This window comes from Sphingopyxis sp. PAMC25046 (assembly GCF_004795895.1).
Taxonomy (GTDB): Bacteria; Pseudomonadota; Alphaproteobacteria; order Sphingomonadales; family Sphingomonadaceae; genus Sphingopyxis.
Genome location: NZ_CP039250.1, coordinates 3,471,932 through 3,484,142 on the forward strand (window position 1 = coordinate 3,471,932; position 12,211 = coordinate 3,484,142).

15 protein-coding genes are annotated in these 12,211 nt (G+C 63.0%); 7 read left to right on the top strand and 8 right to left on the bottom strand.

Going from position 1 to position 12,211, the window contains the following annotated elements:
- Window positions 1–4: 4 nt before the first annotated feature.
- Both E5675_RS16350 and E5675_RS16355 read right to left on the bottom strand, forming a co-directional pair.
- Entirely contained in the window at window positions 5–619 is a 615-nt protein-coding gene (locus tag E5675_RS16350) for an acyl-homoserine-lactone synthase (RefSeq protein WP_348769809.1), read from the bottom strand.
- A 77-nt stretch (window positions 620–696) separates the two neighbouring features.
- The gene (locus tag E5675_RS16355; RefSeq protein WP_136175463.1) at window positions 697–1,440 is read right to left on the bottom strand and encodes a LuxR family transcriptional regulator; all 744 of its coding nucleotides are present in this window, start codon (window positions 1,438–1,440) and stop codon (window positions 697–699) included.
- 426 nt (window positions 1,441–1,866) lie between these two features.
- Here E5675_RS16355 and E5675_RS16360 point away from each other — a divergent pair, with 426 nt between their 5' ends.
- The 7 genes from E5675_RS16360 (at window position 1,867) to E5675_RS16385 (ending at window position 6,894) form a co-directional block, all read left to right on the top strand.
- Window positions 1,867–2,385 carry a helix-turn-helix transcriptional regulator gene (locus tag E5675_RS16360; protein WP_136175464.1) on the top strand — a complete coding sequence of 173 codons (519 nt, stop codon included), beginning with the start codon at window positions 1,867–1,869 and terminating at the stop codon, window positions 2,383–2,385.
- Between the two features lie 59 nt (window positions 2,386–2,444).
- Window positions 2,445–2,786: a hypothetical protein gene (locus tag E5675_RS16365; RefSeq protein ID WP_136175465.1), complete on the top strand. Its 342-nt coding sequence runs from the start codon at window positions 2,445–2,447 to the stop codon at window positions 2,784–2,786.
- A 53-nt stretch (window positions 2,787–2,839) separates the two neighbouring features.
- Window positions 2,840–3,295 carry a hypothetical protein gene (locus E5675_RS21555; protein WP_168707908.1) on the top strand — a complete coding sequence of 152 codons (456 nt, stop codon included), beginning with the start codon at window positions 2,840–2,842 and terminating at the stop codon, window positions 3,293–3,295.
- The gene (locus E5675_RS21560; RefSeq protein ID WP_168707909.1) at window positions 3,259–4,221 is read left to right on the top strand and encodes a JAB domain-containing protein; all 963 of its coding nucleotides are present in this window, start codon (window positions 3,259–3,261) and stop codon (window positions 4,219–4,221) included. The genes E5675_RS21555 and E5675_RS21560 overlap by 37 nt, the downstream gene beginning before the upstream one ends.
- Before the next feature lie 201 nt (window positions 4,222–4,422).
- Window positions 4,423–5,178: a DUF6499 domain-containing protein gene (locus tag E5675_RS16375; RefSeq protein WP_136175467.1), complete on the top strand. Its 756-nt coding sequence runs from the start codon at window positions 4,423–4,425 to the stop codon at window positions 5,176–5,178.
- 136 nt (window positions 5,179–5,314) lie between these two features.
- Window positions 5,315–5,566 (top strand): helix-turn-helix domain-containing protein, encoded by a 252-nt coding sequence (locus E5675_RS16380; protein ID WP_136175468.1) that lies wholly within the window; start codon window positions 5,315–5,317, stop codon window positions 5,564–5,566.
- The gene (locus E5675_RS16385; protein ID WP_136175469.1) at window positions 5,566–6,894 is read left to right on the top strand and encodes a type II toxin-antitoxin system HipA family toxin; all 1,329 of its coding nucleotides are present in this window, start codon (window positions 5,566–5,568) and stop codon (window positions 6,892–6,894) included. Before E5675_RS16380 ends, E5675_RS16385 begins: the two co-directional genes overlap by 1 nt.
- Before the next feature lie 363 nt (window positions 6,895–7,257).
- On the opposite strand, the gene E5675_RS16390 is transcribed toward E5675_RS16385, so the two are convergent.
- From E5675_RS16390 to trbF, 6 genes are all read right to left on the bottom strand, one after another.
- Window positions 7,258–8,490 (bottom strand): integrase arm-type DNA-binding domain-containing protein, encoded by a 1,233-nt coding sequence (locus E5675_RS16390; protein WP_136175470.1) that lies wholly within the window; start codon window positions 8,488–8,490, stop codon window positions 7,258–7,260.
- Window positions 8,491–8,839: 349 nt separating this feature from the next.
- Entirely contained in the window at window positions 8,840–9,073 is a 234-nt protein-coding gene (locus E5675_RS21995; RefSeq protein ID WP_051035681.1) for a helix-turn-helix domain-containing protein, read from the bottom strand.
- Between the two features lie 4 nt (window positions 9,074–9,077).
- Window positions 9,078–9,290: a DUF2274 domain-containing protein gene (locus E5675_RS16400; protein WP_017499928.1), complete on the bottom strand. Its 213-nt coding sequence runs from the start codon at window positions 9,288–9,290 to the stop codon at window positions 9,078–9,080.
- On the bottom strand, window positions 9,283–10,521 hold the full coding sequence (locus E5675_RS16405) for a TrbI/VirB10 family protein (protein ID WP_017499929.1): 1,239 nt from the start codon (window positions 10,519–10,521) through the stop codon (window positions 9,283–9,285). Before E5675_RS16405 ends, E5675_RS16400 begins: the two co-directional genes overlap by 8 nt.
- Entirely contained in the window at window positions 10,518–11,369 is an 852-nt protein-coding gene (gene trbG / locus E5675_RS16410; RefSeq protein WP_006635655.1) for a P-type conjugative transfer protein TrbG, read from the bottom strand. Before trbG ends, E5675_RS16405 begins: the two co-directional genes overlap by 4 nt.
- On the bottom strand, window positions 11,366–12,208 hold the full coding sequence (gene trbF / locus E5675_RS16415; protein WP_026108910.1) for a conjugal transfer protein TrbF: 843 nt from the start codon (window positions 12,206–12,208) through the stop codon (window positions 11,366–11,368). Before trbF ends, trbG begins: the two co-directional genes overlap by 4 nt.
- Window positions 12,209–12,211 lie beyond the last annotated feature (3 nt).

Below are 12,211 nucleotides of genomic sequence, written 5' to 3' on the forward strand. Positions count from 1 at the left end.
CCCCTCAGGCGGCAGCGGCCGGCAGCGCGGCAGTCGAACTGCTCCCGATCCCCGCCGCCGCCAGCCGCGCCGGCGTCTCCGCGTCGATACTGATGGCAAGCGCGGTCAGTAGCTTCCCGCCGTCGATGGAGGGTTCGCCGAGCGCGCGGCACTCCCAGCCGAAACGCTGGACCTGGCGGAACCAGGAATGTTCGGCGACCCCCGTATAGGTATGGATGCCTGCCGCGAGCGCCTGCTCGACTAGCCCCGCGAGAAGCGTGTCGCGAGCGATTCTGCGCATAGAGGCACCTGCATCGCGCGAAAGGCAGAAGCGCGTGATCTCGGCTATTCCGTCACCGCGCGGAACCGGTCCGGCAACGAGATGCGGGAAGAGCCCATCGAGAATCGCCGGGCGCGTTGTCGGCAGCAAGCGCGCCGAGGCAAGATGGCCGCCGTCCTTGTCGGTCACGATGAGGTAGGTTGCATGGCAGTCGTCGAACTGGTCGACCTCGAAGCGGTCGGCCAGCACCGGCAAATCCCATTTCAGCAGATCGACGAAGATGCGCTTGCGCGCCTCGAACATCGAGCGAAGCGCGACATGCTCGCGCGTCCGGTTGTCTCGGCCCACGATGATCATCATTGACTGTCTCCCTTGGTTGAGAAGACAGTCCAATTGGAGCGCATCGTCCGGACGCGCCATACCAAGAAAGGGGGGTGTCAGCCGCCCGCGACGTCGCCGAAGGTGATCGCGCTGTCGAACAGTGCCCGGATCGCGAGGCTCGTGCGGCTCGGCGCTTCGTAGCGCTCGCGCGCATTTTTCAGGTGCTCGCTGATCGTGTCCTCCTTGAGTCCGAGAATCTGAGCGATCACTCCATCGGATTTACCCCTCGCGACCCACAGCACGCATTCGATCTGGCGATCGGTAAGGCGCGGCCGGTTGATGTGGACAGCAGGTCTAGAAATCTGCCGCGCCGCTTCGAAGGCGAAGGCCGCGATGGACTGCGCGAACATCAGCGCCTCGGGCGTCGCCGCGGCTCGGCTTCGCCACGCGAAGGAGACCGAACCATGGACCTCGCCGGGCAGATGGGCAGGCACGGTCAGGCCATCGTGGATGTCGTGCCGCCGGGCGCGTGCGAATATTGCCGCGTCGCCCGGACGCTCCGGCGAGAAATCGGTCATGTCATGCCACAAAAAGCCCGCCATTCGCTTCTGGCTCGCGCGGTGCACCGGGTCGGAGGTGCCGAGCCCGCGCGAATCGAACCAGTGCGCCCAGTCCTCGGGATAATTGTGAATCCGGACACCTTTCCCCGGTGCCGCGAGGAAATCGACATGATGGGTGAGCGCGAACCAGGAACAGCCCATACGTGCACAGGCCTCGAGAAGGACATCGACCAGAGCATCCTCGCTGGCTGCCGACATAGCGTCGGCCGCCAGCCGCAGCGCAGCGTCAGGCGTTGGCATTGCGACCCATAGCAACAGCGGCGGCGTTCTCGAACCGCCCGATCCGCTCTTGCTTCCCTTCCGGTGCCGGGCCTCGCCTTCCTCTCAAATGGCAGGGGGGCCGACCGTTGGGCATCGCCGCTGGTCTGGAGCGATGCGAAGCACCCCAACGCTATCGAGCAAACAATATATTTCAAATATATTCGTTAGTTAGTCTCAATTTGAGAGTTGTTGTGACTGGCGGCAGCGAAAACCATGTGCCCTTGATAATGCTGCGCCGGTCGGCCCTTCGGTGAACTCGAAACGGGGCGGCGCCCGAAGCCGCGACCAAGGTGTATCGCCCGCGATCTCGTCCAGTAGTTGAGAATTGGGCGCAAATTCAGCAATATATATTCGACCAGCTCTTTTTCGCGAGGCCATCGACCGGAGCAGACACCAAAACACATCATGGAAGGGTCGCAAACTTCTACCGCCGACGACCGTCTCCGCTGGGACCGGCTGACCGACAAGCAGCGCGCGTGCCTCGACCTCCTGCTCGAGCGCAAGACGTCGAAGGAAATCGCTCGCGCGCTCGGCATCTCGAAATTCACGGTCGACCAGCGGCTGCGTACTGCGCGCGCGGTCCTCGGCGCTGCAGGCCGCGATGACGCGGCGCTACGCTACGCCCGCCTCCGGAAGATATGCGACCGGATCGCATATCACCCGGTAGATATTCCCGCCGAAGCGACGATCGTGCCATCCGATTTCGCAGACGGCGTACCGGACGCAATCCTCGACATTCGCGAAAGCGCGGGGATCGCCCACCCTTCCGGGGGACCGGCCGCGCCGTCCGGGAAGATCTGGAGGCACGACCACGCGCTCGCCGCAAGATTTTTGATCATCGCTGCCCTGCTCAGCACGCTGATCATTTTTCTCGCGGGAAGCATCGGGATCGCCGAGGTGCTCACGCGCCTCCTCGCCGGCTGACCCTTCTCATTATTTATGCAGCAAGAGCCGGAGCAGCCGCTTCCGGCAAAGGAGACGTCATGTCCGAGAATATCAGCCTTACCGCCGCCCGCCTGCAGCGCCAGGTGCCCGCCGCCGAGACGCGGATCGACGATGCCATGATTGCGGTTTCGACGCTGCTGGCGAGCGTCGTCACGGCGCGGCGCGACACGCCCGGCGTTCCTCCCGCCCGGGGCCAGGCCACGATCTGCCGGCTCGTGAAAGTCCAGAGCGCACTTGCCGGCGCAAGTGGTGACGTGCTGCGCATCCATGGCGAACTCGTACATATCGCCCGCGAAACGGGCGGGCTCGACCTTCACGAATGCCCTTCGGCCGCCCACGCGGAAGCTGCCGACAGCGGAGCCGCCGCGCTCGGGCATTGACGCGAGGGTCCGGCGCATGGTCTTTGATCCTGATGATCCGGATAGCGATCTTCGTGGCCCTCCTCATCGCGGTCGTCGTCTTTGCGCTGCGCAAGGGCGGCGGTCCCGAGCGGGCAATGGCGCTCATCCTTATCGGGATGTTCGTCGCCGACCAGGTGCTTCATCTCTTCGTGCCGCCCCGTTTTGCCTCGATCGACACCGGCCATGTTGCGATCGATATAGCGGCGGCGCTTTCGACGCTTGCCCTGGCTATGGTCGCACACCGGTTCTGGCCGATGCTGGCCGCTGTTCTCCAGATCCTTCCGCTGACCGCGCATGTCGGCAAGGCCGTAGATCTCTCGGTTCATCCGATCGCCTATCAGACGATGCAGGTTGCTGCTTCCTGGCCGCTCCTTCTGGTCCTCGCCCTCGCAACCTGGCGGCATGTCTCTCGGGCTCGCGCGACCGGGAACGATCCGTCCTGGCACGCCTCGTGGCGGCGGTCGAACCCGACAATTGCGAACATATAGCCACCGCGCTTCTCGACGAATTCCGCAACCTGGCTTCGCTTTGGGCCCAGACGGCAGAGGCGATCGGCCGCATTGTCGGCGACCGGCCCGCAGTAGCGGCGGTCCTGATATCGGCGCGCGACGCAATGCTCGAACTTCTGGGATCCAGCATCCGGTCGGCAGAAGTCGATCCGTTCGATCCGGCGCTATGCCAATATCTCATCGCGTCGATGGGGTCGCTCCCCGACGAGAGGCTTCGCATCCTCTTTCTCGACTCCATGCGGAACCTGATCGCAGACGAGGAGGTGCAGCGCGGAACGCTTGCGCATCTTGCCATCTACCCCCGCACCATCTTCCGCCGCGCGCTCGAACATAATGCCGCGGCGCTTATTCTCGTGCATAATCATCCGAGCGGCGATCACCGGCCGAGCGAGGAAGATATTCTCGCCACGCACAGGCTCGACCAAATCGGCCGCGCGCTCGACGTCCGGATTCTCGACCATATCGTCGTGACCGCAGCGCAGGTGCATCACATCATGAGCGAGGATTCCCTTGCCGGCCCCGATGCGAAGCCGTCGGCCTTCACCTTGCGCAGCGACACCGACCCCGCAGCCGGGCGCGCCCTTGAAAATGCGTTGGCCGTCGTCCGGCGGCGAATGCTGCGGCGGCAATTGATCGGCGCGCCGGACCTGTTCGGCGAGCCCGCGTGGGACATGCTTCTCGATCTCTTCGTCCACGAGTGCGAAGGCAAACCGCTCGCCATGTCTTCCCTCTGCATATCGGCCGGAATTCCGACGAGCAGCGCAATGAAGCTCATTCAAAAACTGTGCGACGCCGACATTCTCGAACGCATTCCCGACCATCTCGATGGCCGCCGCAGTCTGATGCGCCTCAACGCCGGGGTCGCTCACCGCCTGCGAGCCTATTTTGCCGAAGGCACCGAATAGACAGCGCCGCAGGCGCACCGCAGGCGTCGCCGCCGCGCCGCGTCGGACGTGCATGTTCCATCCCTCTTCACAGCATGTATCGCGACCCTCGTCACGAGCGACCAGCCGGCCACTGGCCGGTCGTCGGCGCCGCTGACGGCCCGCAGCGCCACCCGGTCTCTGCCCGATGCAAATATTCAGAATATATTATGGGTATATCGGATGAAGGGGCCGGCCGCCGACTGGCGCACAGCCGATGCCTATGCCGAGCTCCTTCTGTGCGACCGGCGCGCGTTCGCATGGGAATGGCTTAGGCGCAGCGGCTCCTACCGGCAGATGTGGGCGCGCCGCGCCGAACTTCCCGATGGGTCATTGGATGCAACCGGGCTTCTCGGATGGATCGACCCCGCGCTTGCGGCGCCGCAGGCACGCCCCATCTGGAGTATCGATCGCGACCCGCATGTTCTTCGAGGACGTCCTGCGGGCCGCGGATGCGCGAGCGAGGATCTGTTCGATATCCTCGCCGTCGCGCCCCTGGTTTCCGTCGCCGTGGACGCAGCGCACCGGGAGCATTGGCTGGTCAGCGACGGGCGGTGGTCGGTGCGGCTCGACCTCAACGACGGCACGCTCCTCGGCGGCCCGATACGCGTCGAGCACCGGATCGCCGGGATCGTGTCGGCGAAACCAAAGCTCGAGGCGCTCCGGCAGTTCCTTGTTCTCGCGCAGATGGGCACCCTTCCCGCCTCGATGATGCCGCGCGAGCGCAAGGCGGGGCAGTGGATTCTCGAATTGCGCACGGGCGATGCGCTTCTCGACGATGCGAGCCAACAGGACATCGCGCGCGCACTTTTCAGTTTAGCGATCGCGCCAAGGCGGTGGCGGCTGGAAAGTGCCTCTTACCGCCTACGCGTCCAAAGGCTCGTACGCATTGCACGACGGCGGCTGTCGGATCCGAGCTGGGGTCCATGGTTTGACTGATCCCGGATACCTGATCTTATGCCATTAACAGCATAACGAACCCTCATGCTCTTTTGAGCATATTTTCACTTTATGCTCAAAATCGCATATTGACAATTTATGCCCTTTACGACATAAATTCCTCAAGGAGATTATCATGGCTCAGATTGCACGGTCATCGAAGCAATTGGGAAATCTGATCCAGAGAGCACGCCGGCAAAAGGGGCTCACCCAGACCGAACTTGCTGGCCTGTCCGGCCTGCGCCAGGAGCTGATATCGAAAATCGAAGGCGGGAAAGACGGCACGAAGCTATCTTCCATATATGCATTATTCGCGGCTCTCGATCTGGAGCTGCTTGTCGATAACCGGTCGCGCGGTCCGGCAGCCGGAATAGAAGATATTTTCTGATGCCGCGCCGCCGCGCTCATACCCCCCTCGACGTGCTGATCAATAACCGCCCTGTAGGGCAACTGATCAAGGACCGCAGCGGAGCGACCAGCTTTAGCTATGATCAGAGCTGGCTCGACTGGCAGCATGGCTTCGCGATCTCCTTGTCGCTGCCGCTACGCGAATCCGCCTACAGCGGCCTCCCCGTTTCGGCGGTTTTCGAAAATCTCCTTCCAGACAATCCGAATGTTCGCAAGAAAGTCGCGGAACGTACCGGCGCCGAAGGCGCGGATTATTACAGCCTGCTCGAACGGATCGGCCGCGACTGCGTGGGCGCGATGCAATTCCTGCCCGAGGGGACGTCGATCGAAGCTCTGCCGCAGATCGAAGGCGAGATCGTCGACGAAGGCGAGATCGAGAGAATGCTCGCCAATCTGGCGCGAACACCGCTCGGTATCGATCACGACCATGAATTTCGAATTTCCGTGGCCGGTGCCCAGGAAAAGACCGCGCTTCTGTTCAACGAGGGACGCTGGATGCGTCCTCTCGGCACGACCCCGACCACGCATATCCTGAAGCCCCAGCTCGGCGAAATACCGACGGCCTTCGGCACCATCGATATGCAGGACAGTGTCGACAACGAGCATTATTGTCTGCGCCTGCTCGCTGCCTTCGGCTTGCCTGCCGCCTCCAGCCAGATCGAAACCTTCGGAAAACGCCGGGTACTCGTCGTCGAGCGCTTCGACCGGCAGCGGCGCGAAAACCGGATTCTGCGCTTGCCGCAAGAAGATTGTTGCCAGGCACTCGCCATCCCTCCGGCACAGAAATATCAAAGCCATGGCGGGCCAAGCGCGATCGACGTGCTAAAATTGCTCCGCGGCGCAGACGATCCGCTCGGCGATCAGGCCGCCTTCTTCAAGAGCCTGCTGCTTTTCTGGCTGATCGGCGCAACCGACGGCCATGGGAAGAATTTCAGCATCTTCCTTCGTCCGGGGGGGCGCTATGGCCTGACTCCCTTCTACGATATTCTCTCCGCGCAAGGCGCTTTCGACCGCAAGCAAATCCCGAACAACAAGTATAAGTTGGCCATGTCTGCGGGCGCCAGCGGCAAATACAGGATTCTCGAAATCGTCGGTCGCCATTTCATCGAGACCGGCCTTGAGGCGGGGCTCGGTGTAACGACGATAAAGGCGGTCCTGACCGAGATATTGGAAGCCGCGCCAAAGGCGGCCTCTACCGCTCTCTCCGAAATGCCCGCAGACTTTCATCCGGCGATCCACGACAGCATCGCAAAAGCGATCGACGCGCGGTTACCACGCCTCGAAACCGCGCTCACGTCGATCACTTAGCGATTGCCAGTCGCGGACCAAATCGACCGGTCGCGACGGACGTTGGAAAACACCCCCGGACGCCCGCAACGCAAACGTCAGCCGGCACCCGTTCGGGCGTTCGGCATATAGATGCCGATAACCGGCCCGAGCAGCATGTTGCCCCGGCACCCGTTATATATGGCCCTTGAGGCGTGGCGTACCGGCGCTCGCCATGAATCACCCTGGATTGCAGCGAAATATACTCCCAGCAATCCTTTACCAAACGGGAAAGAGGCTAGCGCACCCGACTTCATTGACACTTGCCGAGCAGCAGGACGTGCTTCTCGTGCGACAGAATTGGCCTGACCCGCATGGTGTCGGCGCCCGAGCTGCCCGGCGGCTTCATCCCACCGGCGGCGCAGACAGCCTTTCGGCGACGCCAGCGGACCGGGCGAGCCCGAGGACATGATCTTCCCATGCCGAAAATCCCGCAGCGCGGAGTTCGAGCTCCTGGTTCCTGTTGTAAATGCCCTCGATACCCTTGCGCTTGTGGTTGAGCATCAACTCGGCGATTTCATTGTCGATACCGACACGCCGTGCATTCGATCGGAACGTCCGTCTGAGGTCGTGAAAGTGCCACCGCGCGATCGCACGTCCAGCGAATTCTTCCATCCGTGCATGGACCCGATCGCGCGCCTTGAACCAACCCGCGCGCTGGGGGCCATCGATCCGCGGCGATGGAAACAGCCATTCATAGTTGGTTTGCGCAAGACGCCTTCCCCACGGCCCGAGCGCCACGACATTCTCCTCGCCATTTTTCGACCTTTCCGGAGGCAGCGTCCAGACACCCGCAACAACCTCGTCCGCAGGCGCCTCGAAAAGCTCGCTGCGCCGCGCCGCCGTCAGCATCAGGAGGACGAAACCGCGCCGATAGGTATGATCCTCATCGACGAGCGCCCGAAACAACCACTCGATTTCCTCGTCCGACAGGAAGCGCTTGTTGGCCTTTGGCCCGGTATCGAACCAGTTCGAGTTGAGGGTGGTCGCCGGATGCTCCTTCAGAATGATGCCCGCCATCCGGCCTTCACGACCCGCACACCATTTCAGGAAGCAGCTAAGTTCTCCCGCCATTTTGTTCGCACGATGCTTGGAAACCTTTGCCTTGTCATAAACCGCGTCCCAGCATTCATCTTCGGTGAGTGCGGACAGTATCTTGGATCCGATCCTCGGGCCGATGTCGCGGCTATACATCTTGTCCTTGTCCAGGATCGTCCGCGGCTTCAGCTTCTTCCTGTCGCCGCGGCGCATCGCGTCCATGTAAATCGCATGCGCATCGGCGACCGACATCGCCAAGGCCTCTTCAGCGCGCCTGGTTTCGCGCGGATCCTCGCCTCGCGCGACGGCCTTGCTGAGTGGCCCCGCCCATTCACGCGCTTCATCGATTGAAAAGGCCGGGTAGACCCCAAAGATCAATTCGACGGTCTTCTTTGTGCCCGCGACAACGCGCTTGAAGCGCCACTGCTTTTTGGCAGCGCCGGCAACGATGATGGAAAGGCCCGGGACTTCGCGGTCGGCTAGCGCGCCGCTCTTCAACCGCTCGATATGGGCGGGGGTCAATATTACTGCTTTGCTCATGATAACCTCGAGGGGATCGAGGCCATGAAACACTCGCGAAAATTCTCGCGAAACTTGTGTCCAAACGGGTCCAAATCAGGCGTGAGTTGTCCGAATAACTCACTTCTGGAGGGGTGTCTGTCACCATTGGAACGACCTCGATGAATGGCAGAAAACTGCCGGAAATGCGAGGTTTGAAGGTGATTCGCGGATGGTAGCGGAGGAGGGATTCACACGAAAAACATAAGATACTGATTTATAACAACGTTCTTGATCGTCGTGCCGATAATTCCGCTCAATCCACCCCCAATTTTACCCCTTCGCGACAGGCCGTGCCGAAATATCGACAGGCCGACATGCGCGATCCCTGCTACGCCCGAGAACGCGGCTGTTTACAGTGTGATCGCAGAAAGGACCGCAGACTATCGACAAACACCACGGTTGCACGGCCGACCTTGGCTGCCTCGATGTCGCCGGAAGCGATGAGCTGGTAGATCTTGGATTTGCTGAGCCCCGTCATCCGTACTGCGTCGGGAATGCGAACGCTTATCGGCCCAATCGGGGGCGCGTCGTCGCCATTCGTTGCAGGCTGCCGGGCCGACATCGGACTATTTCTTACGTGCCCGGCTGAACGAGCGGTCGCTCGCCAGGAAGCCGCTAAGCATGAATGGAATGAGGTCCGGTACGGACTCGCGTCGGCCGTAGGCCGCCTCATAGGCCTCGGCGTAGTCGTTCAGCGCTTCGATGAGATCCGGCATGACGTTGATCGTGATCTTAGCCGGCGTCCGATCGGGCAGCCTTGGCAGCTTCAAATCAGCCATGACGGCCTCCCCAGGGTCCGGGCAATATGATGTCTTTGTGCACGACCACCCGTAGCGGCCAGCCGGGACGCACGCGCAAGGTCGGCTGGATATTGAGATTGCGCGTGACGAGCTGATCGCCGGCGCGCGCGCCGCTCTGCTGCGCTGACTCGCGGATCGCCCGGACAAGGTCGCTTTCGGTGCTGCCGAAGCTCAATTCAGTGCCGACGCCCAGCAGTGTCGACAGGGCGACGCCCTTCAGAAGTTGCCAAGTATGCCGGTCGATCCGGTCGGACAGACCCGCATAGCCCTGCGTATCGGTCGCCGGCACATTGTCGATACGAATCGACGAGCCGTCGGGCAGGATAATCCGCTGCCAGACGACCAGCGCACGGCTCTGCCCAAACGCTACAACGCTGTCGTAGCTGCCGATCAGCCGCGATCCTTGCGGAATGAGCAGACCGCGCCCGGTCACACTGTCATAGACGTTCTCCGTGATCTGCGCGGTGACGAGCCCGGGAAGATCCGAGTTGAGCCCGGTTATGAGGCTCGCGGCAATGATGCTGCCGGCCTGCAAGGTCCAAGGCGATACGGACTGCGCCAGCGCGTGCGGATTGATGTCGTCGTCGCGATTGGCGTGGCCGACCAATTCGTTCTTGCGCCCCTGGGCGTTAGGATCTCGGTCAGGGTCGAGGAGCGGCTTGGCAGTCTCGGCCGATGCTGGCGGAACACTTGCATCGGTAGTCACCGGTGCAGGGGCGGCGGCGCGACCGCCGCCCGCCAATTGCAGCATGACGCCAGACTCGCGTGCGGCCTTCTGCTCAGCGGCGATGCGCTGGCGCTCGGCTTCGGCTTCCTGCGCGGCCCGGCTCACCGCATCGGCAGCGGGGTCAGGGGGAACCATCCCGCCAAGCTGCCGCTGGCGCTCGAGGATCGGCCGCCCGAGATCACCGGGAAGCGGTAGCCCGAGCTTCGGCACGTCGCCATAGCTCGTCGGCGCGCCCGCGAGCGCATCAGGCGGCGCCTTCGCGCCAACCAGCTTTTCATCGCTTCGTGCGATCAGGCTCAGGGTCGCGGGCTTGAGCGCCAGCCAGGCGACGCCGATGATCGCGGTCGAGCCGGCGGCAGCGATGGCGACGATCGCACCGCGGCGAAAACGGGTGACGCGGCCCGGCGCCGCGCGCAGAACGAGCGTTTCGGGGTCGGCTTTGGGCGCCGCGATCGGCGCGGAAGAAGCGGTTGGATCGGTCACGCGCCCCTCCCGGCCTTGCGCTGCCGGCTCTTCGGCTGGGCGGCGGTGATACGGACAATCTGCTGTTTCTTGCCGCCAAGGCGCAGCTCGGCGACACCGAACAGGCGGTCGACCACATAATAGCGGCCGGCGACGCGATAGTTGACGAGCTGGGCCTCGCCATCCTCGCCAATCACGAACAGCGGGGGCGCCTCACCCACGGCGATCGCAGGCGAGAACTCGATGTAGGTCTGCCGCCCATCGTCGAACGCGCGCAGCGGCCGCCAGGCCGGCTTGTCGCCCGAGATCGCATAGTTGAAGTTGAGGCTTTCGACCGAGAGGCCCGACGCGATCGGCGTCGCCGCCACGGCTGCATCGCGCTGACGCCGGAGCGCGATCAGCTCGTCATGTGGATAGGTCCAGGAGATCGCCGCCATCGCGGTCGCGGGCGTGCTTTCGAGCTGGAGATGGTAGGTCCGGCGATCGGTAGCAATGACAAGGTTTGTGCGTAGGCCCGCCGAAAACGGCTTGACGAGGATGTGCACGCGCTTGCTTTCGCCGATGCCGCTGGTGGTATCGCCGACAGTCCAGCGCACGGTGTCGCCGGCGGCGACGGACACAATCGTTTCGCCCGGCTGCAAGGCAATGTCGGTGATGCGCTCGGGCGCGGCATAGAGCCGGTAGAGCACGCCTTCCGCCCAGGGATAGACCTGGACGGCATATATATATCCCGCGCTCGACGGCTCGCGCAGTGCCGCCCGGTTGGCGGCAGTGACGCGCGCGGTGGGTGACGCGGGTTCGCGGCTCTGCGCAGCGACGCCCATGGCAAGCGCCATCGCGCTCGCCGCCAGGATGAGGGCACGGATCATTGGTCGGTCCTTTCGGGGGATGGTGCGGCTGCGGGTTGAGCAAGGGTCGGATCGAGCGGCGAGCCCAGCGGAATGTCGGTGGGCGGCGCGACCGGGAGTGATTGTGCGGGATCGGGCACGGCCGATGGTTGCGGCGAAGGCGGCCGGTCCTGAGGCGTTTCCAGTTCGCGGCTCCAGTCGATCGCGTCAACATAGAGACCGAGCGGGTTTTTTCGGAGCACATCGGCCAAGCGCGGCGGCTTGATCTTCACCGTGAGCATCGCCGTCCAGCGTGACGTGCTGGCGAGGCTTCCCCGCTCATATTGCTGCTCGGTCCATTTGACCTGGAAGCTCGTATCCGACGCGCGGACGACGCTCGTCACCTGCACCGAAACCGTCTTGCGCCCGACATCGGCGAACGGATTGGAGGTGCGGGCATATTCGCCGAGGAACAGTGACGCACGTTCGGTCGCGAAATCATAGGCTGATAGCCAGTTTTCACGCATCAATACCGGATCGAGCGAGCGCGCTCGAACGCCGGTGATGAACCGGCCGAGGAACCATGCGATCTGCGGATCGGTCGGCCGATAGTCCTTGGCGGCAGGCGCGACGGCCTGTGCTTGCCCGAGTGCATCGACCTCGACCACATAGGGCACGACGCGGCTTTGCATCGATTGCCAGACCAGCGCGCCCGACAGACCAGTGGTCAGGAACAGGCCGCCGAAGGCCATCAGCCGCCAGTTCTTCGCCTGTGCGCGAGCCGAGCCGATACGCTCATCCCAAAGCTGGCCCGCTCGTTGGTAGGGTGTCTCGGGTTCGGGCGTTCGCCCATAGCGCTGCAATGCGCGTCGAAATTTCATCGC

Bases quoted from the DNA above. Each gene is read 5' to 3' on its own strand.
- E5675_RS16400 (WP_017499928.1), bottom strand. From the start codon at position 9,290: ATGGCTGATTTGAAGCTGCCAAGGCTGCCCGATCGGACGCCGGCTAAG.
- E5675_RS16360 (WP_136175464.1), top strand. From the start codon at position 1,867: ATGGAAGGGTCGCAAACTTCTACCGCCGACGACCGTCTCCGCTGGGAC.
- E5675_RS16380 (WP_136175468.1), top strand. From the start codon at position 5,315: ATGGCTCAGATTGCACGGTCATCGAAGCAATTGGGAAATCTGATCCAG.
- E5675_RS16365 (WP_136175465.1), top strand. From the start codon at position 2,445: ATGTCCGAGAATATCAGCCTTACCGCCGCCCGCCTGCAGCGCCAGGTG.
- E5675_RS16350 (WP_348769809.1), bottom strand. From the start codon at position 619: ATGATGATCATCGTGGGCCGAGACAACCGGACGCGCGAGCATGTCGCG.
- trbG (WP_006635655.1), bottom strand. From the start codon at position 11,369: ATGATCCGTGCCCTCATCCTGGCGGCGAGCGCGATGGCGCTTGCCATG.
- E5675_RS21995 (WP_051035681.1), bottom strand. From the start codon at position 9,073: ATGTCGGCCCGGCAGCCTGCAACGAATGGCGACGACGCGCCCCCGATT.
- E5675_RS16385 (WP_136175469.1), top strand. From the start codon at position 5,566: ATGCCGCGCCGCCGCGCTCATACCCCCCTCGACGTGCTGATCAATAAC.
- E5675_RS16355 (WP_136175463.1), bottom strand. From the start codon at position 1,440: ATGCCAACGCCTGACGCTGCGCTGCGGCTGGCGGCCGACGCTATGTCG.
- E5675_RS16375 (WP_136175467.1), top strand. From the start codon at position 4,423: ATGAAGGGGCCGGCCGCCGACTGGCGCACAGCCGATGCCTATGCCGAG.
- trbF (WP_026108910.1), bottom strand. From the start codon at position 12,208: ATGAAATTTCGACGCGCATTGCAGCGCTATGGGCGAACGCCCGAACCC.
- E5675_RS16390 (WP_136175470.1), bottom strand. From the start codon at position 8,490: ATGAGCAAAGCAGTAATATTGACCCCCGCCCATATCGAGCGGTTGAAG.